The organism is Vibrio sp. BS-M-Sm-2, from assembly GCF_041504345.1.
Taxonomy (GTDB): Bacteria; Pseudomonadota; Gammaproteobacteria; order Enterobacterales; family Vibrionaceae; genus Vibrio; species Vibrio satsumensis.
Map to the genome: position 1 here is coordinate 29,992 of NZ_CP167895.1, position 19,733 is coordinate 49,724.

Sequence of the window (19,733 nt, forward strand, 5' to 3'; positions counted from 1 at the left end):
ATTGACATGTTCAACGTATAACAGTTAAGAACAAAAATGGACGCTTAGAGCGTCCATTTTTTTCGGCGACTAACCCCGGAAGTATGTTTTGGTTGTGAGCTTACGACGTAAAGAAAGAAGACAGCATCCAGATCGCCAATACGATGAAGACCCCGCCCATCACTTTTTGTTGATAGGTGCGAAACTTAGCATTTTCCACCAGAGACTTACCAATCGTACCCACTAAAGCCACCAGCAAAAAGTTGAACGTTAGGCCAAGAACATTCAATAATAAACCCAGAACAAGCATCTGCTCACCGGAAGTCGCTTCAATATTCGTCGACACGAACTGAGGCAAAAACATCACAAAGAACACCAACGCTTTAGGGTTAAGCAGGTTACTGATTAGCGCTCTTTGGTAGTAGGCTTTTGCTGCAAAGTTATCGCTTAGCTCAGGCGCGCTCCCCTGCTCTGTCCGAAGGCAATCCCACCCCATTTTCAATAAGTAGGTTCCGCCTAAAAGATGAAGGGCTTTTAAAGCTATTGGGCTCATCGCAATCAATGCTGAAACACCCATTGCAGCCAATACTGTCAGGATGATTCCGGAAGTCGCGTTACCTAAACTTGCGAACACACCAACCTTGCGGCCATAGCTCATACTTGAGCTCGCGATGAGTAACATATCAGGGCCAGGTAAAAGGAGAAGTGCAACAACGGCAGTCAGGTAGACAGGTAAAATGGTTAAGTCGATCATGGGTTTCAGCATTGATAAAAACGGAGGCGAATTTTATATCAATTACCAACACCCTTCCAGATGCAATTAGTGGTAATGCGGGAGTATATTCGAATTAAAAACCAACTTTAATCACTTGTACCAACTTATTAACTAAACATAGAGTATTAATTAACTCGCTACCCACTCAATCTCAATCAGTGTCGTTTCACCACACTTTAGACGACCAAGGAATATATCACCTCGATGCACCTCACCAACGCCTTTGGGGGTTCCTGTCATTACAACATCGCCATCAAGCAAAGTCGTGTAAGAGGTTAACTCTTCGAGGATAGTTTGTGGAGAATAAAGCATCTGCTCTACGTGCCCTTTTTGAACGCGAACACAATTAATAAACAGCTCCAGATTTAAGTCTGTGATATCTAGGTTATCTGTTGGAACAAAGCGACTAAATACGGCTGAACCATCAAACGCTTTGGCCCGCTCCCAAGGTAAGCCTTTCGCTTTTAAGCTACTTTGTAATTCACGTTTGGTAAGATCTAACCCTAAACCCACAGCGGAGTATTGACCATTTTTAACGATGAAGCAGATTTCTGCTTCGTAGTGCAGGGCTTCTTGATGAAAAGAAGAGAGAGAGGACGTAACACTGGTGCTCGGCTTATTGAAAACCACCATAGAGTCTGGGATTGCATTATTAAGTTCTTCGATGTGATCGACATAGTTACGCCCAACACACAGCACCTTAGTTGGGGTTGCGGTTCGCTTCGAATTCATTAATTGTTCCTGCTCTACAACGCTGCTCATAGTTTGTCCCTGAACTATTTTTTGGAGTGAGAAGTTTAACGCATCATAAAATGAGAGTCTTCGACAAGATGGTTACCAATATCTAAATTCTGATCTTTAACTCAATTAAATGATTTAAATACTTTATCCGAAGATCGCAGCAGTACGAAATAACAATCCAGATAAAAGTTCTAAACGAAAAAAGCCCTCTCCAACCAAAAGGTTTGAGAGGGCTTAGCATGGTGTCTAGGACAGTATCCTAAAAGGTAAACTTAAGGAGTAAACACTATGCTAAATAAGTCTGCGACTTATAGGTAGTAACGAGCACCAAGTAGCCACTGGTCGTCAGCATCTTTCTTGTAAAGGCCTGAACCTTGAAGATCAAACTGGTAACCTGCAAAACCTACGAACTGAGATGTGAAGTTGTATTCAGCTTGTAGAGCAGTCGTGCTGTATACAGTTTCGCTGTTCTTGTCGTCTTCTACCGCTTCGTAGTTAACGCTTAGGTTAAGGCTGTTAGATAGAGCGTAAGAAGCTAGTAGTTCAATTGCTACTGTCTCTTCTAGTACGATGCTAGCAGAACCTACTTTCGCAGAGTTCATGTAGTTGTTCATTGCGTAAACACCAGCAAGGTATAGACCTTCCGCGCCGTATGAACCGTAAGTTGCACTTAATACGTGAGAATCAGCAGTTTTTGAGCCAACAAAACCTGCGTAATCAACGTCACCTGTGTTGTAAGCGTAGTTTGCAGTGAAGTCAGCAATAGCGTAGTTCAAAGCGATCTGACCACGGTTTCCGTAATCGTTGCCATTGTCTTTATCTGCCTTACGGCCTTGCCATGCAACAGCTGCACTTAGAGAGCCTGCGTTTCCGAAGTCTAGTGCATTAGCGTAGCTCACCATCTCTTCACCACGACCAGTACCTAGGTTACCGTGATCATCGTAAATAAAGTCGTTTGCGAAAGCGATTGGCATATCAGCAACGCCAGCAACGTTGTAGTAAGGTGCCCATTGAGTACCTACTGCTGCACGACCTAGGTCATCATGAGTTAGACCAACGTAGCCTAGACGAGTTGTGAATGCTTCATCACCGCCGTCAAGCATGTTTAGCGCCCATTCACCTTTAGCATCAGCAGTAAAGCCGTTGCCTAGTTCATGAGTAGCGTTGAAGTTAATACGTGGAGAAACAGACTCTACACCGATATCATCTTCGTTGATACGGTCACCACTATTTACGTCACCAACAGCAACTGAAACGTGGCCGCCAACTGAGAATGTTGTGCCGTCTTCGTTGTAAAGTTCTACTGCAACTGCCTGTGTACCAAATACTGCACCAGAAATTGCTAGCGCTAAAAGTTTCTTATTCATTGTCATATCCATTTGTAACTGGGTGAGTTATTCACTAACAACCTCGTGCTTACGGAGAAGTTGTTACCTGCATTTAACAAGTAGGAAAACACTAATATACGAATGACAAAAAAGTTGCATTAAAATATATAAAATAAAAAAATCACACTATAAAAAACAAAAAATCAATATTAAACAAAAGGATAGAACACAAACCCGCCGTAACCTTTTTATATTTTGAGACCGACACCTTGCCAGATTTTGATTTTTCAATCGTGAAAGTAGCATTAAAATTCAAAGCAACATATTACTCATTAGACCATTGAGTGACACATCTTTAGCTTTGAAACATTTTGTAACATACAGAACTCAGCTGAAATATTTTGCTTTGTGAAACAATTCCCAATTTGAGCTAGGAAAAATCACTCAATTGAAAGTTCACTAGAAAAAATACAAAAAAAGGGCAACCAATCAGCGACCGGTTGCCCTTAATAACACATCATTAAACTCTTATTTGAAGCAAACTTCAGCCCAGCGAGCTAAACCTGCAGTTACCGAACCGAAATAGTTGCCACTCACAATAGGTACGTTAGGCACAGCTTGTTGTACAGCTTCACGAAGTATCGGTGAACGAGCTGAACCACCCGTCATGTAGATTACGTCTGGCTTTTTCTGGCCTTGTTGAATCGCTTCTTTAACCAACTCAATCATCTTAGACTTTGGTGTTTCAATCGCTTCAACCATCTGTTCGATTGAGATGTCCACCTCGACCAATTCAGAGGCAACATTAATTGCAGCACGATATTGAGAGGATTCTGCCAGCGCGATCTTAGCTTCTTCCGCTCTGCGCACAATGCCGTAACCTAAAGTATCATGATAAACCTTCATCAAACGTTCTAGCTTTTGAGGCTCTGACGCTTCTTTACGAAGTAATTTCAATGCTGCTAGGTTTTCTCTTGAATAGAAATTCTTTTGAGCTTCAACATTATTAATCGCAATTGGATTCCAGAATTGAGTCAGTGGCATATCGATACCCGAAATGCCTTTGCTGCCCATACCAAAAGGTGACATCAGTTGTTTGAAAGCAAGATAGATATCTAGGTCATTGCCCCCTACCCTTTGTCCACTGTGTGCGAGCAAACTCTGGGTACGATCCGCTTTACCAGACCAAATTGGTCCCATTTCTAACAATGAACAATCGGTGGTACCACCGCCAATATCCACAACCAATACCGTTTGGTTTTCAGTTAGTGTACTTTCGTAATCAAGACCTGCAGCTACTGGCTCAAATTGAAAAGCGATATCAAAGAAACCGGCACGCTTAGCTGCGCGAGACAATATATCTTCAGCTTGCCTGTTTGCCTCTTCACCACCTCGACCATGAAAGTTAATTGGTCGGCCGATAACCGCTTGTTTGATCTGTTCTTGAGTCGTGCGCTCGGCTTGGTGCTTAATATTGGCCATCATGGCACACACCAAATCTTCGAAAAAGCTGACCTGAACATCGTGCAGTCCACTCGCACCAAGGAAAGACTTAGGGGACTTAACATAATAAACGTCGCGAGGGTCTTCTAAATAGAGATCCAACGCAGCCTGACCAAATGCCATGTCTTCTGGCACTAGATCGATACTCTCTTCTCTGTTCAGAGCAATAGCACGTCGGAGTACTTGCTCACCGATCGCATCACTCGGCTTGATATTCAAGTGGCGGAATAGATGTTCCGAAACGCTTTCACGGGTAGGCGCAAACACGGTTGAGGGAATATAGTGGTTGTTACCTTCTAACGGTAATAGGCTTGGCTCTCCATTGACCATCGCCGCGACAGAACAGTTCGCTGTTCCATAATCAAATCCAATAAACATAATATCCCCCACTCAACAAAAGGGGCAAGATGCTACCTGAAAAGCCTTGAAATTACGAGGTCATTTGCTTTTTTCGCTTGGTCATTTTTATTTTTCTGACTCTTAATAGCGAAACAAGTATGCTACATTTCAGCGCAAATGAATCACAGGTTAGATAAATGAAAACACCTTGCCGAGCGGCTTGTAAAAATAACGGTGGAATGTGCAGTGGCTGCTTTCGAACTATGGATGAGATTATAGGCTGGAAAAGCTTATCTGAAGACGAAAGACTGTCAGTCATGAATAACCTTAGCGGTGTAAGTTCCACTCACCAGTGTCCACAATGCAATGAACCGGCTCAGTGCGATATTAGTGCAGGTAAAGAAACGTGTTGGTGTTTTGAACTAGAGAAGAGAGACACTAACTCCTTACCCAAAACTGGGGTATGCATGTGTCGTAAGTGCTTGTCTGAGTTGCCGATTCAGTAGCCTACCAAGATAAAAGCCACTCAAAAAGAAAAAGCGAGAAAATCAAATCTCGCTTCAAAACACTTATTGTTTAGTAAGTATTTACTTCATCTTTAAAGCAATTTACTTATTACTTATTACTTAGCTTTTGCAACCAGCGCAGGCTGAGAAAACTGTATTCCGTTCCAGCCATGAACCATGAAGTTACGAATATTTTGATGATCGGTGTTCTCAGGAAAAGCTAGCACGTCGTTACGATAAAATTGACCAAAACAAGCAAGTGTTTGCTCTACTGATAGACCTTGCGCTAAACCAAAAGCAAAAATCTTACACGAACCATTATTTTGCCCAGCTGCATTCACCACCTCACCATTACGAAATTCACTCTCCGTAAAATCATAGTGAACTTCAATCACCTGCATTGTTTCTTCAAATTGCACGCTTTCTGGGGTTTCAGCCAGAGTATTTAATAAGGTTTCCAGTTCCATTTACTATTTCTCCATCAAGTATATAACTGACAGCAGTGTATCTTGTTTTTCGGTAAGAGTAAGCCGTTGTTTACTTTGGACAGCGATTCACTTTTTGGCTTACAATGCTAATTACCTCAATGAAACTAATGACATAGTTTTGTCAGGGCGTTATATTATTTTATCAAGCGGTTAACATTGTTCAGTAACGAATATGCATAAAGATAAGAACTTAGAACTGTTTAGATACCTTAAACCAGGTACAAAAACAGCAGCTGTATTAGAATTTGGCCCAGACGACTCCATCCAGATCAGTACACTTTATATCGGATACAAAGAAGATCAGTACCTTATCCTAGAGCTTTCACAAAAAGCGACAGAAGCTCTGACGCTCAGAAAACTCATCAATGTAGATATTATTGTTCGTGCTATCACCGATACTGAACTGGGGCATATTGTCGCCTTTAAAACCAATGTACTGGCTCATATCACCTCGCCCGCGCACCTTATTTTCCTGCGTCCTCCTTCGAGCTTTGCAAGCAAGCCTATCCGAGAACACGAAAGATACAAGGTACGCCTTAGCTGTGAAGTCACCTTTGATACTTTGTCATTGGATGCCACTTTGGTCGATTTTTCAGTTTCAGGTTGCGGCATTTATATCACGCAACAATCAGATATCGATGTAGGTTGGAAGATACAAGTAAACTCTGTCTTAAGTGAATACTTAGATAGTGAACTGGTCTACAAAGTGGTGAGCAAGAAACGACAAGGCCAAGGCTGGCTGTTAGGCATTCAGTTCCCTGAACACCTAGATATGAGTGACGAGTTAAAAACGCTGCTGTTAGAGCAGGCCTTTGTTGCCGGCTTTGTATAAATGATTTTATTCACAATACTTGAGCTATAGCGCTTTCAAAGAGTCAAATTAGTATTTCGTTACATCCCAGTGTAAGTTTTTAAAATGAACAAATGCTTGGTGTAACGACTCTTCTTTAATAGGCTTTACAATCACGTAATTCGCTCCTGCAGCCATAAAGTTGTCTCTGGTTGAATCTTGAGCATCAGCGGTACACGCATAAATTGGAGCTGTGACACCAATTTCGCCTCTTAATTGCTGTGTAGTTTCAACACCACCTAGATTGGGAAGTTGGTTATCCATCAAGATAAGGTCATAGGCTGTCGCCTTAGCCATTTCTATCGCTTCTAAACCGTCTTTTGCCCAAGTAACTACCATTCCATATTTTTTGCAGAAAGCTTGAGCAATAAAGGCGTTAGTGTGATTATCTTCCACCAGCAGCACCTTCAAAGACCGGCTAAACAACGCCTCTGGCTCGATATTCACTTGTTGCTTAATGCTCAAGAGCGACTTAGAGCGCACTTCCACAGGTATTTCTATAATGAACTCCGAACCTTGTTCTATAACGCTTCGGACTTGGATGTCCCCCTCCAGCATATCGACAAGGTTTTTTACAATCGTTAAGCCCAACCCTGTTCCACCATACTCACGAGTAGTAGTCTCTTCAGCTTGAACAAAAGGTTCGAACACAGCATCAATTTTACTTTCATCGATACCAATACCTGTATCTTTCACTCGAACGACCAAACTAGCATGGTCTGAATTAAAGATACTCTCGAGTTCAAAGCTCACGGAAATACCACCTTGGTGAGTGAACTTAAGGGCGTTACTCAGCAGGTTAAACATGATCTGGTTAAGACGCACTTGGTCGGTATTTATTTCGATGTCATCAACTATGTGATTCACAATCGTAAACGCTAATGATTTATCTTCACAAAGCGGACGATAAATGCTGTCCAAAGTATTGACCAACTCCCCCAAACGGAAGTTTTTCTTTTGAATATTGAACTGCCCCTGCTCTATCTTTGAGAAATCCAAAATATCGTTAAGTACCGCAAGTAGATGCTCCGCACTATTACAAAGTACATCCACCTGTTCTCGGTTATCTTCACTGTGTATAGAGCGCTTCAGTAACTGAGAAACACCGAGAATACCGTTTAGTGGAGTACGAATCTCATGACTCATCTTAGCTAAGAAGTCTGCACGCACATTCGCAAGGTGTTCTGCTTCTTCTCTTGCTCGATCTGCTTGCCTCTCAGCTTCAATAAGCTTGGTAATATCTTGTCCTTGCACTACCACACCAGTGATACCGTGTTCAACGCTTATTGCAGACATGTTCCAGCGAAATACCTTCTTGCCAATCGGCACATTGATACCCGTTAGTTTCGAGCCTTGAACGACCATCTGAATATTCGGCAGCATTCGGGTTTCAAACTCTTGAGCCACCGATCCGTAATTGTCATCGGCATCAAATAACGCCATTCGAGCCGCGGGGTTCATCTGGATTAAGTCGCCTTTCTCAGACCAAACCAGGATCGGTGAGTGGGCAAAGTTAAAGAGATCTTGGAACTTTTGATTCTGTTCCGATAAACGCTCAAAGGTGTCTTCAAGGGTACAACCAATATGATGAAATTCGAAAATGTTAGAGCCATCGAACTTGCTGTACTCTTCGCCATCACTTGCTGAGCGAGTGAAATCCATCAGCTTATCTAGTTCAGCAGCGACCCTTCTTTGAATCCAAGTTCGCGCAAAAAAGACATCAATATGATCACCACAATCACCACGATGATTGCGCGCTGATAATTCTCTTCTAACGCAATGAAATTGTTGTTTTTTTGAATAGCTCGAATGATTAAAGGAGTTTCAACAGCATTGATCTTAATGGTTGCGATAGTGACAAAATGACGAGGCAACTGCTCGTACATTTGATAATTGAGGATGTCTGTAATGGTATAGCTTTCATCACCACTGAATGTCGATGTAACCGGTGTACCATGCGCCTCAATAACGATATTTTCGCAGTTACTGCCCTGTTGGATTGACTCAGCCAACGAGAAGTTGTTATCAAGCACAATAGCGATGTAGAGCTGACCAAGAACTTCCCCAGTAGCGTTATCAACAATAGGGGTACGGCGAGCCAACAAGTGACGCTTACCTATATTGGTCCTCAGTTTAATAAAATGCCAATTACTGCTGAACGAAACCTCATCAGAAATATGCTTTAAGCTGGACTCATCCAAACCATAAAACTGACTGTTGCCATCTTCCCAAGCCAAACCATCGTGGGTAGAGACAAAGCGTAAATCTGGAGCATGATCAGGCTCACGTTGGTCAACACCAAAGAAAAAGTAGCTCAGAGCATCTGCATCGTTGGTATCAAAATACTCCCGTAGCGTCTCACTGTGTGAACTACTATCTTGGTGGATTTGCAACACCGACAAACGATAATCAAACATATTCTGGATCAGGCTAGAGGTTTGCTGAACCGTTCGATTAGTCTCTTGTTTGACGATGCTACTACTGGTTTCATAATTATGAATAAGCACGCCAAGTGCCATCACGCCTATCACTAAAATAATGATACGTGTAATGAGTTTTGCTAAGGTGTTCCTTGGTGTACTGGCATAGCTTTTCTTCATTATTGACCTGAGTACCTAAATGCTCGCTGTTTAAGTTCTGAAATACGTTCTGGGGAATCTTCCTTGGTCACAATTTCAAATTCACCAGAGTAAACGGTAGGTACTTCCAAACCGGCTAGATCCCACTTGATCGCCTCTGCCATCGCAATGCCCGTGTCGTCGTTCATACGCATGACAGTAACATCTAGGTCACCCCTTGCAATGGCTTCAAGTTCAGCAGAGCCGCCTCCCCAACCATTCACTAAGATGTCTTGACCCGATTCGCGGATGGCTTCCGCTGCACCAAGAGCGACATCCGTTGAGCATGCATAGATAAAGTCTAGATCCTTATCGTTCTCTATGCTGATTTTCGCCGCTTGGTAGCCACTGTCTTTGTTTGATTTGGTGTAAAACGAAGACTTAAGGGTAAAGTTCGTATCAGTATTCACTTCATGGATAAAAGTATCTCCACGCGCATCACTGATATAGCCTTGTGAGTAATACAAAACAGAATACTGACTGTTTGGTTGGCTTACTTGTTTAAAATAGTCCGCCAGTTTTAAACTGCCTGTCGCATGATCAAAACCCACATACATAAATGGCTGTCTATCTGCCCAAGCTCGCACTGGCGTTGTGATGTTTTGAAGAATCAACTTAGTATCTGTAGAGGTCAACACGTGCTCAATAAACTTGCGGTGGCGCGTGGTATCTAGCGTGAAAATCAAATAATCCGTCTTGTTTTCAATCGCTTCTTGCAATGAAATGCTCTGCTGCGCGAGATCAGCATTAATACGGGTAAATACTTGATTTATTTGGTAGCGGATCTTCAGCCTATCGAGACGCTTCTCAAAAGCTTGAATATTACGAACCCAGTAATCCGAGATTTGTTGACCCGGATACACCACGGAAATCGTAATTGGCTCGTCTTGGATTCTTCTCAATGGCACAGGGTGATTTTGTACAGCCTCGACCATTTTATCGGTCAATGCTTTTTGCTCTGGAAAAGTGGAAAGATAATCTTGGTATTCCCAGTACCCATTGAGGACATGAGTACCATGGGATAGAGCGGACGCAGAAAATACAGCAAGTCCAAACAACATCAGTAAACGTTTCATATTTTTCTCGTTTTATATGAGCTACTTTGGCTCATTTTTTAACCTAGCATGACACCATCTCTTTGTATGGCTGAAAGATATTATGTAGGACAACGATGAGAAATGATAGCGTCTAACAATAATTAGAACGACATTCTAAATGAGTAACATATTAATTTGGAATGGAGATTAAGAACAACTAGTTCAATCATGATTTCAGCCTATTAACAGTAAGAGTAATTACCATTTAAATTCATATACTTAGCTTGATTTATTATAGACCCTTACATTATTAAGATTTAATCAATAACAAACATTTTTGCTATGAATTATGAGACTTCGATATATTGAATTTTGTCTTTTTGCCACTCAATAATTAGTTTGCGTGATGCCAGTTTTTCTTTGCGAGATTTTGGTAATTGTTTTATGGCGTATTCGGTTTTCAACGCCTCACTTTTTGACCCAACCCCAAAACTCCAAACCAACGTCAGCGGTCCTTTTCCTTTTAGTGCTTTTGCACCTTTGCCCGTTTGGTGTTGTTCAAACCGACGTTCCAAATTATTCGTCACGCCACAATAAAGGGCATTGTGACGGTTGCGGATCAAGTACACGACCCAATCCGCATTTTTATCAACGTCTGACATTTAAAGCAGCGATTCAACCAGAGCCTTAAGCTCTGCCACTTCTGCTCGCAGGCTTGCGACTTCTGACTCTAATTCTTCAAACTTTTCATTCGATGCAGAAGGTGCTGCCGCGCTTACCGATGCCGTCGCAAACGCTTCAACATCCACTTCACCGCTCAACAGATGTTGATAACGTGATTCACGCTTGCCCGCTTCGCGTGGTAGCTTGACCACTAGCGCGCCCGCTTCTCTTGCAGCTAGCTTCTCAAGTGTCGCTTCCACCTCTTTTACATCGCTGAAGTTCGCTAGGCGGCCAGTTCGAGTGCGGAGTTCACCTGGAGTTTGCGCGCCACGCAGCAACATACAACAGATGATTGCGCGTTCTTGCTCAGTAAATTGCAGATCACCAAATTCCGTGTTGCAGAAACGATGCTGATACTTATTAACACGGCTGTTGAAGCTGCTTTCATCGCTCACCATGCGACGTCCGATCAAACCATCAACCGCATCTAAAACGTCTGACTCAGAAAGAGAGAGAACTGGCTCACGGTTACTCTTTTGATTACAAGCCGTTGTTAAGCTATTCAGTGTCAATGGGTAGTGATCGGGAGTAGTGACTTCTTTCTCGATCAAGCAACCGATAATTCTCGCTTCAATTGGGGAAAGTACTGTGTTCATCGTTTTTCCTTTTTATTATTTTGACAATTCCATCTCAACACCTAACAATGCAGTCAATGAAGACTAGTGCTCAGACAAAATCGGTACTCGTTTCTTTCTGCCTTGCTCATCAATCATTATGATCTTAGAACGGTTTAGCTCTATTTCCACGACTTCCAAATAAGTACGCTCTTGTACATACGCATCACGAAGCTTGTTTTGTTCTGCTGAAGATTCAGTGACGTTATCGTCCAATTCTTCGGTTTCTAATTGTTGTTGATTCATTTCACATTTCGTATCAATGCAGTATCTACATGGGATACTAACTTGATCGGTGAGATAAAAACAATCACACATCAGCGAGAGTGACGAATAATTAAACAACCTTACTTTTGCTTTGATCTAAAGACTGTTACATCATCAATTGATGTGCTTTAATCAGATCCAGACAATGTATTTGAAGATTAGGAAAAGGAATCTATGAGCAGCGTATTTGAAATTGTTAGCCAAGCACGACGTAAGAACAAACTTAAGCGTGAACTTTTAGACAACGAAAAGAAAGTTCGTGACAACCGTAAGCGTGTCGACCTTCTGGATAACCTACTTGATTACATCAAGCCAGAGATGACTCACGACGAGATCCTAGGCATTATCAAAAACATGAAGGCTGACTACGAAGACCGTGTTGACGATCACATCATCAAGAGTGCAGAGATCTCTAAAGCTCGTCGCGACATCAGCCGCCGCATTCGTGAACTAACAGAAGAAGACAAGCAAATCCAGGGTAAGAAGTAATCTAACCTCGTTGATTAACTTGTAATAATGTTAATAACCCATTCTTTGTAGTGGGTTTTTTTGTGCCTAAATTCTAGTGTCTATACTTAAGCGTACGTAAGTAACGATATAAAACTCAACAGCAGTATGAAACAAAATAACGAGTGAACATCAGCTATGGAGAGACCTTATGTACGCAAGTATTCTGATAACCTTAGCGCTATCAACTGCACAACCCTACCCTGAAGAGTTTGAGAAGCTTTATACCGAAGAGACAGAAATCACTTATGACGATCTCGTGGTCGATGTTCATGGCTATAAGGTTCCAACCCGCTCAGCATTTCGAGGTTGGATGCTCCTTAACCACGCCCAAGATCAAGTCAAAGCGATCGGTCAACAACTCAAAGACAACGGCATCACTCAGAGCATGCCTCTGCATTTAGTCTTGTTGCAAGGCACGGATTGGGCAATGAGTAATACGACCCTGTTTACCCTTCCCAATAAGAAACATGTGCCAAACATGATCAATACCCTTAAGTACATACAACAATATATTGAGCCTGAAATTGGCGTTGTTATCCCTGTGTCCGGAGAGCGAACCAATATTTACAATCAACAAGCTGGCGGCGCACTGCGAAGTAAACACTTGGAATTCTGCGCCTTAGACTTAGTACCTGCGAATGATATTACTCGCGAAGATCTACACGTGAAACTTAAAAAGATTCATGCTGAATTTGGGCAAAAAAATAACGTCGGGCTGGGTTTGTATTCTGGTGTTCGATTCCACATCGATACTTGCGGATTCAGACAGTGGTAATTACTCTATGGAGTCATAAGGACATGGTAACCATTAAAGTCATTATGACTCAAATAATTATCATGACACTTTAAATAATTGATTTAATGATTAAAATAAAACTGGAACGCTAATTGCTATTGATAACGAGTATCATAATTATTAATAGCAATTAGGAATTCAATATGAAGACGATGACTCAACGCTTTCAAACGCTACTTTCTGTTTCAAACTTCAGTCTAGCAACCACCGCCTTGCTTATGCTACTCAGTATTATTGTTGCTTATCCTATGGCCGATCACTTCTCACTGCCAATTCAAATCATGGCACACATCAGCACTATCTTGGTGGCTGCATTACTAAAGATTAGTTATGTAGGTCGTTGCCTTGCACAATACAATCTTGGATTGGAAGTTCGTTAGTTTGCACATCGCTAGCCTGATAATGAAGAAGTTAGACAATATCAAGGCTACTGAAAAGATCATACAGTTGGTGAGACTTATAAGGTTTTGGTAAATAGGCATTCATGCCCGCTTCAAAGCAATCTTTGATGTCTTCTTCCAGCACACTAGCGGTTAAAGCAATGATGGGTAATGGTGCGGCTTGTTGGTCACTCTCCCACTGTCGAATCGCACGGGTCGCCGTTATTCCATCCATAACAGGCATCATGCAGTCCATTAAGATGGCATCAAACTGAGCGCCTTGAGTGATGACATCCACCGCTTCTTGGCCATTACTGGCAATCAAATATTCATAGCCCGCTTGCTCAAGGAAGAAGCTCGCTATCTTCTGATTCATTAGGTTGTCTTCAACAATCAGAATACGTCGGTTCAGAGAACGAACCTCTTCATCTTTTGCTTCCACCGTCGGCGCTTGTTCTTCACCAACATCAAGCGATTGTAAGCTGTTTAAGAATCGTCGACCCAAGAATGGCAATGTATGAGTTGAGTGAACCGTTTCTGTGATTAGATTGGTTTTAAATAGATGATGCTGACACACGATGACTCGAGTCAAAGGGTATGCTTCCTTCAACGTAGCAAGATCTTTCTCCATGGAGTGATGCAGCGTATGACAATAAAGTATGAAGTCGCTTTCTTTCAGGCTCTCATCAAGATCCGAAATGGATGACACGACATTAGGTCGAACGTTTAAGCGTTCGCATTCTTTGACCAGTTGATCGAGGTAATTGAAAGAATTCGAAATAATCGTCGCACGGCTTAGGTTGTTGAAGGTTTGAACGTGAACTTCGATAGTGTCTACATACAGACAAAATGTGAATGTAGATCCCTTCCCTTTCACTGAGCGCGCGGTAATATAACCGCCCATCAAATCAACAAGCTGTCGACAAATCGCAAGCCCTAGTCCTGTTCCACCGAATTGGCGAGTAATACTGCCATCTTCTTGAGTGAAAGGTTCAAAAATAGACTCTAACTTCTCTGGCTCAATTCCAATACCGGTATCAGACACACTGCATTCCAGCTTGCCTCTCCCCATAGACATGGGTGTATAAGCAATGTCTGTTGTAATTGTACCCTTGGACGTAAACTTGATGGCATTAGATAACAGATTAGTCAGTACCTGCCTCACGCGGTACTCATCGAAAAACAATTGTGGCGGCGTTTGAGAATCAATATTGATGTCGAGCTCGATATCCTTACTTATCGCTTTGGATAAAATCACACTTACTGAGTCGTATACCGCCTCTCTCAGATCAGCATTGTGTGGCGATAGCATTAAGTTACCCGACTCGATTTTGGACAGATCAAGGATGTCATTCAGCAGAACCAGCAATGAGTGAGAAGACGATTCGATATCTCCTAACACTTCTTGTTGATTCACGCTCAGTTGGCTTTGAGATAAGATCTCAGCCATCCCAATAATCCCGTTGAGTGGCGTACGTATCTCATGGGACATGTTGGCTAAAAATGCGCTCTTGGCCTTGTTAGCCGAGATCGCATCTTCTTTTGCTTGTACTAGCTCTTTGTTATGTTGATAGTTGCGCTCCATCACTCGATTTAGAGTTTCAGTGAACTGGGCAAGTTCATCATTCCCTTGAATATGAATGACCTTTGGCTTGCCGTAGCTATCTGCGCATTCAGAGACTCCTTTCAAGATAATCGATAGGTTTCTATTTAGGCGAAGAGACGTCGCAACACCTAGCCATAATAAAACACCAGATACAGCAAGAATCAGAACTGTCATGATCAAGGTTTGTCTTTTTTGCAGCGCAATGTTTCTCGTCAGGTCAAACTGTAATTGCTTGGTATAAGCACCAACCGCATTTGAAATCGCCAGTTTCTTTCGTTCTAGACCTTGCACATAGTCATATATTTCAGGTGACGAGAAATCTCCTTTAAGGATTCGAGCTGTAAAACGGTTTTGAAATTCATCTTTAGAAAACGTACTTAATAACTTTCTAATTTCAGGCGAGCGGCTTCCTGATCGGAAAAACGTATCTAATAACTGCTGCTGCCTTTCTAAAGCACCAACATAACTCAATAAATATTGCTCTATCAACTCTGGAGCACGATACAAGCGGTAGCTCAACCACGCTTCTCGCTGAGTCCAGAACACATAGTGCGTAAGATTGACAAACATCGCATCAGCTTGAGCGATCTTTTCATCCACTATGTTAAGACGATATTCAGATAGCTCCATTAACACATCTTTCAATAAGTCAAAGGCCTGCTCTGTTAGATGTGTGTTGTTGTCAGTAATCAATGATGCGTTGTTATTAATATTCGAGGTCGCACTAGCTAAGTTTGCTAAAACCTCCTTAAGCTCAACCAATTGTGATTCAACACTCCAATTACTGTCTAGCTGTTGCAGTTGTGCCTCATACTGAGTGAGTCTATCCAATTCCGTATGCAGGTTTAAAAGCAGCTGACCTTTCTCAAGGGAGTCATTAGACAAAACTAACCATCGATAAGCATCACTTGAAACCGTATTAAAAGATTGAAGCGCTTCAACTTTAATGCGTGTTGTTTCGAGGTGGTTCATCTTCTTATCGTTCTTAAGCACTTCATTTACTGTAAAACCAAACATGATGAATACAGAAACCGTGGAAAGAAATATAAGACGCCATCCAATTGACATATTTATCATTTTTATAACAACTCCCTTCCCGAAAGTAATTTTACCTAGCCCAAGTTAAGAATAGGACATTAACAGAGGGTTATTGATCAAATTGGATATGAACAAACGATACTCTGAACCCAGAACGAAAAATTCGAAGAACAGAGCTTTAAAGCGGAGAGGCGTGCTTTTGCTAAGTGAAGTTTAGAAAAGCGAGGTTTCAGTGAGCAAAATGTAAACAAAAGACGTTTTCTCAAGTTATTATCACCCACATAACAAGTGAACGGCCACATTTAGAGGCTCAACTAGACTGTAAATAATGACTCTGCGCGCTAACAAAGCGGATAGTTAGGGTAAAATTGTGACATCCAAACGTTTGCGTGATGCACTTTTCACGCTCAAGCTAGGCTTATTCAAAGGTCGAACAACAATACTGGTTGATTCCCTTATTTGTCGTTTACTGTTTACGTGTAACTTGAGCTAACGATCACACCCTTAATGATCACTATGACTTTTATTACATATAATATTTTGATTTGAGTATTTTTTGGCGAAAAATAAGTACTACAGATTGTTAAAGTCAATAGTCTTTATCGACACTAAAAACTTGATTTATGGCTAATATAAAGCCAACTTACAGATAATCTGTCTGCATTTATTTTTCCTAGCAGAATAACCCGTCGTACCTTACAATCCTGCCACATAAAAATTACAAGTTGCACACAAGGCATATCAAGCACATTTAAGTGGCAATAAAGACCACAGCCTGATGCCTCAAATCCCCTATGCTGATTGGCTTCCCTACAACCGCCATGAATGCAGAAACTTAACGTGAAAGGTCCCGAGTAAAGATGAGTCCCGAAAAGCACCTCCTAGACTGGCAAACTAGTCAAACTATTGCTGAATCCATCGCTCCAACTTTAGGTCAGTTATACCGTCAAAAAGGCGTAGAAGTTATCCTCTTCGGTAAGACCCTGGTTAACGCGACAACTATCGACATCATCAAAGCTCACCGCATCGCAAAACGTTACACTGGTTCTCCTCTTACAGCAGAACAGACTCAACCCATCATTCAACACCTTCTCTCTATGGACTTGTCTCCATGCCGTATTGATGTTGGTCGCCTTGCGCATTCATTCTGGCAAGATCGCGAAGACACACACGGGTTGGATGATTTCCTACAAACTGCACTCATTGAATCGCTTGAAGGCGATGCGATGACAGAACCTCGTGACGTTGTATTGTACGGTTTTGGTCGTATTGGCCGACTGCTAACTCGCCTGTTGATCGAGAAAAGTGGTCCGGGTTACCCACTGCGTTTGCGTGCCATCGTTGTACGTGGCGGCAAAGATGGCGACCTAGAAAAACGAGCAAGCCTGCTTCGTCGTGACTCTGTACACGGCCAATTCAACGGCAGCATCGTGGTAGACCAAGAACGCAAAGCGATCATCGTTAACGGTAACTTCATCCAAGTTATCTACGCAAACAAACCAGAAGAAGTGGATTACACGACTTACGGTATTGAAAACGCACTTGTGGTTGATAACACAGGCGTATGGCGTGACGCGGAAGGCCTGAGCCAACACGTTGCGTGTAACGGTGCGAAGAAAGTTCTACTGACTGCGCCAGGCAAAGGCGACATCAAGAACGTGGTATTTGGTGTGAATGAAAATGTTATTCAGCCAGAAGACACTATCATCTCTGCAGCAAGCTGTACAACCAACGCTATTACACCTGTATTGAAAGCGGTTCACGACAAGTTTGGCGTACTGTCTGGTCACATCGAAACGGTTCACTCATTTACCAATGATCAAAACCTAATCGACAACTTCCACTCAGGTGATCGTCGTGGTCGTGCTGCTTCATTAAACATGGTTCTGACATCGACTGGCGCAGCTAAAGCGGTATCAAAAGCAATGCCAGAAATGGAAGGTAAGCTAACAGGTAATGCGATTCGCGTACCTACGCCAAACGTTTCAATGGCTGTAGCTAACCTAAACCTTGAGAAAGGCACAAACAAAGAAGAGTTGAACGAGTACCTACGTGAAATGGCGCTGTCTTCTGCTTTGTCTGCACAAATCGATTACACAGACTCGACTGAGATTGTATCTACGGACTTGGTTGGCTCTCGTCACCCAGGTGTGGTTGACGGTGTGGCGACTATCGCACAAGACAACCGTGCCGTGCTGTACATTTGGTACGACAACGAGTTTGGCTACAGCTGTCAGGTTGTTCACTGTATGGAACAGATGATGGGTGTACGCTACAAGACATACCCTGAAGTTTAATCAACTTCGCTCTTGTAGATACGTCCATCGCAAAAAGCTCCACAACATAATAACTATATCTGCGAAGTCTGTATGGGCTTCGCAACCTCTTTTGTTTTACTCCCCCGTATAAACAAGAGGGTTGCCACTTAGATCTGCTCTCTCTAACGGATCTAGGTGGCCTTTTTACATCTAGCGCCCTAACTTTTATCGCTATTGCAAGACCTTGTCTTCATCACTCTTGCACAGCTTCACTTCTGTTATAACTCAACCTCAACATCTGACTGAATCGAGCTTGAACATGCAAGCACGTACCCCTGTTCAATCTGTTCTGGCGTCAATGTTTCTTGACTGCTTGATTCCACAGACCCTTTGGTCACTTTGCATTTGCAAGAACCACAGATCCCACTACGACAAGCGATAATAATTGGAACGCCTGCTTTTTCTAATGAATCCGCCAATGGTGTGCCCGCTTCCGCTTCAACTTCTGCGCCAAACGCAGGTACAAATACCTTAACAGTCCCATTCGAATCCGCAGACCCTTCTGCTTGTGATTCTGCTGAGGCAGTATTGCTATTAGCTAGTGAATTATTGCTTTGAGTTGCTGGTGTAAAACTTTCCTGATAGAAGTTTTCCATGTTGAACTCTAGTTCTTTCAGGTAACTTTCTATGTCTTGCATAAAACCGACAGGCCCACACAAGTAAACAGTTCTGTCTAAGATATCTGGGCTCAGTTTTACCAACCAGTTCTTATCTAAACGACCTTGAGGAGCTGTTGTTCCCTCACTGTCTTTCAGAAGTAATCTTAAATTGAAGTTCGCGTGCGCTTCATCCATTTTATGAAGCTCTTCAAAATAGATAGTCTCAAGCTTGTTACGTGCCATGTGAACGAAATCTATCTCGATGTCACTACCTTGAGCGAGCCAGTATTTTGCCATCGCCATCACAGGTGTGATGCCGCAGCCCGCACTCACTAGCGTTACTTTTTTCGTCGCCGTTGGCATGCAATCAATACAGTTAAACACACCTGCAGGTTTCAATACTGAAACCTCATCACCTTCGTCAAGTTCATCAACAATAAAGTTCGAAACCAAACCACCTTCCACACGCTTTACCGTCAACTTCAGGCGGTTATCTTCCGGGCAAGAGGCCACAGAATAGGCACGGTAATCCGTTTTCGTCGGCATATCCAAACCCAGAGTAATAAATTGCCCTGGCTTAAAATTAAAATGTAAGTCTTGTGGAATACTACCAAGCTCAAAGCTGACCGTATCTGGCGTCTCGTGCCATTTCTTTAAACACACTAAATTGATTGAATCGCTATCCGACCATGCATACATAGTTCACGCACCTTGCTGA

General features: G+C 42.4%; 17 protein-coding genes and 1 pseudogene. 6 read left to right on the forward strand and 12 right to left on the reverse strand.

Annotation, left to right across the window (positions count from 1 at the left end; genetic code table 11):
• Positions 1–100: 100 nt before the first annotated feature.
• The 4 genes from AB8613_RS16250 to yegD all read right to left on the reverse strand — a co-directional run bounded on the left by AB8613_RS16250 (position 101) and on the right by yegD (position 4,704).
• Entirely contained in the window at positions 101–733 is a 633-nt protein-coding gene (locus tag AB8613_RS16250) for a LysE family translocator (protein ID WP_146490055.1), read from the reverse strand.
• A 150-nt stretch (positions 734–883) separates the two neighbouring features.
• Entirely contained in the window at positions 884–1,516 is a 633-nt protein-coding gene (locus AB8613_RS16255; RefSeq protein WP_146490054.1) for a fumarylacetoacetate hydrolase family protein, read from the reverse strand.
• 287 nt (positions 1,517–1,803) lie between these two features.
• Positions 1,804–2,862 carry a porin gene (locus tag AB8613_RS16260; RefSeq protein WP_372385242.1) on the reverse strand — a complete coding sequence of 353 codons (1,059 nt, stop codon included), beginning with the start codon at positions 2,860–2,862 and terminating at the stop codon, positions 1,804–1,806.
• A gap of 489 nt (positions 2,863–3,351) precedes the next feature.
• Positions 3,352–4,704, reverse strand: coding sequence for a molecular chaperone (gene yegD / locus AB8613_RS16265; protein ID WP_372385243.1), 1,353 nt, complete (start codon positions 4,702–4,704; stop codon positions 3,352–3,354).
• 158 nt (positions 4,705–4,862) lie between these two features.
• Between yegD and AB8613_RS16270 the strand changes: the two genes are divergently transcribed.
• Positions 4,863–5,171 (forward strand): DUF1289 domain-containing protein, encoded by a 309-nt coding sequence (locus AB8613_RS16270; RefSeq protein WP_372385244.1) that lies wholly within the window; start codon positions 4,863–4,865, stop codon positions 5,169–5,171.
• Positions 5,172–5,287: 116 nt separating this feature from the next.
• Here AB8613_RS16270 and AB8613_RS16275 read toward each other — a convergent pair whose 3' ends face one another.
• Complete coding sequence (locus tag AB8613_RS16275) at positions 5,288–5,638, reverse strand: HopJ type III effector protein (protein ID WP_372385245.1); 351 nt, start codon at positions 5,636–5,638, stop codon at positions 5,288–5,290.
• Positions 5,639–5,831: 193 nt separating this feature from the next.
• Here AB8613_RS16275 and AB8613_RS16280 point away from each other — a divergent pair, with 193 nt between their 5' ends.
• On the forward strand, positions 5,832–6,491 hold the full coding sequence (locus AB8613_RS16280; RefSeq protein WP_060981612.1) for a PilZ domain-containing protein: 660 nt from the start codon (positions 5,832–5,834) through the stop codon (positions 6,489–6,491).
• 48 nt (positions 6,492–6,539) lie between these two features.
• Here AB8613_RS16280 and luxQ read toward each other — a convergent pair.
• From luxQ to AB8613_RS16305, 5 genes and pseudogenes are all read right to left on the reverse strand, one after another.
• Positions 6,540–9,109 (reverse strand): annotated as a pseudogene (gene luxQ / locus AB8613_RS16285) (quorum-sensing autoinducer 2 sensor kinase/phosphatase LuxQ).
• Complete coding sequence (locus tag AB8613_RS16290) at positions 9,109–10,203, reverse strand: autoinducer 2-binding periplasmic protein LuxP (protein WP_372385246.1); 1,095 nt, start codon at positions 10,201–10,203, stop codon at positions 9,109–9,111. The pseudogene luxQ and the gene AB8613_RS16290 overlap by 1 nt, the downstream one beginning before the upstream one ends.
• 308 nt (positions 10,204–10,511) lie before the next feature.
• Positions 10,512–10,826, reverse strand: coding sequence for a GIY-YIG nuclease family protein (locus AB8613_RS16295; RefSeq protein ID WP_372385247.1), 315 nt, complete (start codon positions 10,824–10,826; stop codon positions 10,512–10,514).
• Positions 10,827–11,483, reverse strand: a complete 657-nt coding sequence (locus tag AB8613_RS16300; RefSeq protein ID WP_285953498.1) for a YceH family protein — start codon at positions 11,481–11,483, stop codon at positions 10,827–10,829. It abuts the gene before it with no gap.
• A gap of 63 nt (positions 11,484–11,546) precedes the next feature.
• Positions 11,547–11,747, reverse strand: a complete 201-nt coding sequence (locus AB8613_RS16305) for a hypothetical protein (RefSeq protein ID WP_017630496.1) — start codon at positions 11,745–11,747, stop codon at positions 11,547–11,549.
• A gap of 195 nt (positions 11,748–11,942) precedes the next feature.
• Here AB8613_RS16305 and AB8613_RS16310 point away from each other — a divergent pair, with 195 nt between their 5' ends.
• The 3 genes from AB8613_RS16310 to AB8613_RS16320 all read left to right on the forward strand — a co-directional run bounded on the left by AB8613_RS16310 (position 11,943) and on the right by AB8613_RS16320 (position 13,454).
• Positions 11,943–12,257 carry a DUF496 family protein gene (locus AB8613_RS16310; RefSeq protein ID WP_060981617.1) on the forward strand — a complete coding sequence of 105 codons (315 nt, stop codon included), beginning with the start codon at positions 11,943–11,945 and terminating at the stop codon, positions 12,255–12,257.
• A gap of 169 nt (positions 12,258–12,426) precedes the next feature.
• Entirely contained in the window at positions 12,427–13,053 is a 627-nt protein-coding gene (locus AB8613_RS16315; RefSeq protein ID WP_372385248.1) for a D-Ala-D-Ala carboxypeptidase family metallohydrolase, read from the forward strand.
• Between the two features lie 164 nt (positions 13,054–13,217).
• A complete protein-coding gene (locus AB8613_RS16320) occupies positions 13,218–13,454 on the forward strand; it encodes a hypothetical protein (RefSeq protein WP_372385249.1) in 237 nt (78 codons plus the stop codon).
• A 31-nt stretch (positions 13,455–13,485) separates the two neighbouring features.
• On the opposite strand, the gene AB8613_RS16325 is transcribed toward AB8613_RS16320, so the two are convergent.
• Positions 13,486–16,077 carry an ATP-binding protein gene (locus AB8613_RS16325; RefSeq protein ID WP_372385830.1) on the reverse strand — a complete coding sequence of 864 codons (2,592 nt, stop codon included), beginning with the start codon at positions 16,075–16,077 and terminating at the stop codon, positions 13,486–13,488.
• Between the two features lie 881 nt (positions 16,078–16,958).
• Between AB8613_RS16325 and AB8613_RS16330 the strand changes: the two genes are divergently transcribed.
• Positions 16,959–18,395 (forward strand): glyceraldehyde-3-phosphate dehydrogenase, encoded by a 1,437-nt coding sequence (locus AB8613_RS16330; RefSeq protein ID WP_050621730.1) that lies wholly within the window; start codon positions 16,959–16,961, stop codon positions 18,393–18,395.
• A gap of 239 nt (positions 18,396–18,634) precedes the next feature.
• Here the strand turns inward: AB8613_RS16330 and AB8613_RS16335 are convergent, their stop codons facing one another.
• A complete protein-coding gene (locus AB8613_RS16335; protein ID WP_371713566.1) occupies positions 18,635–19,714 on the reverse strand; it encodes a 2Fe-2S iron-sulfur cluster-binding protein in 1,080 nt (359 codons plus the stop codon).
• Positions 19,715–19,733: the final 19 nt, after the last annotated feature.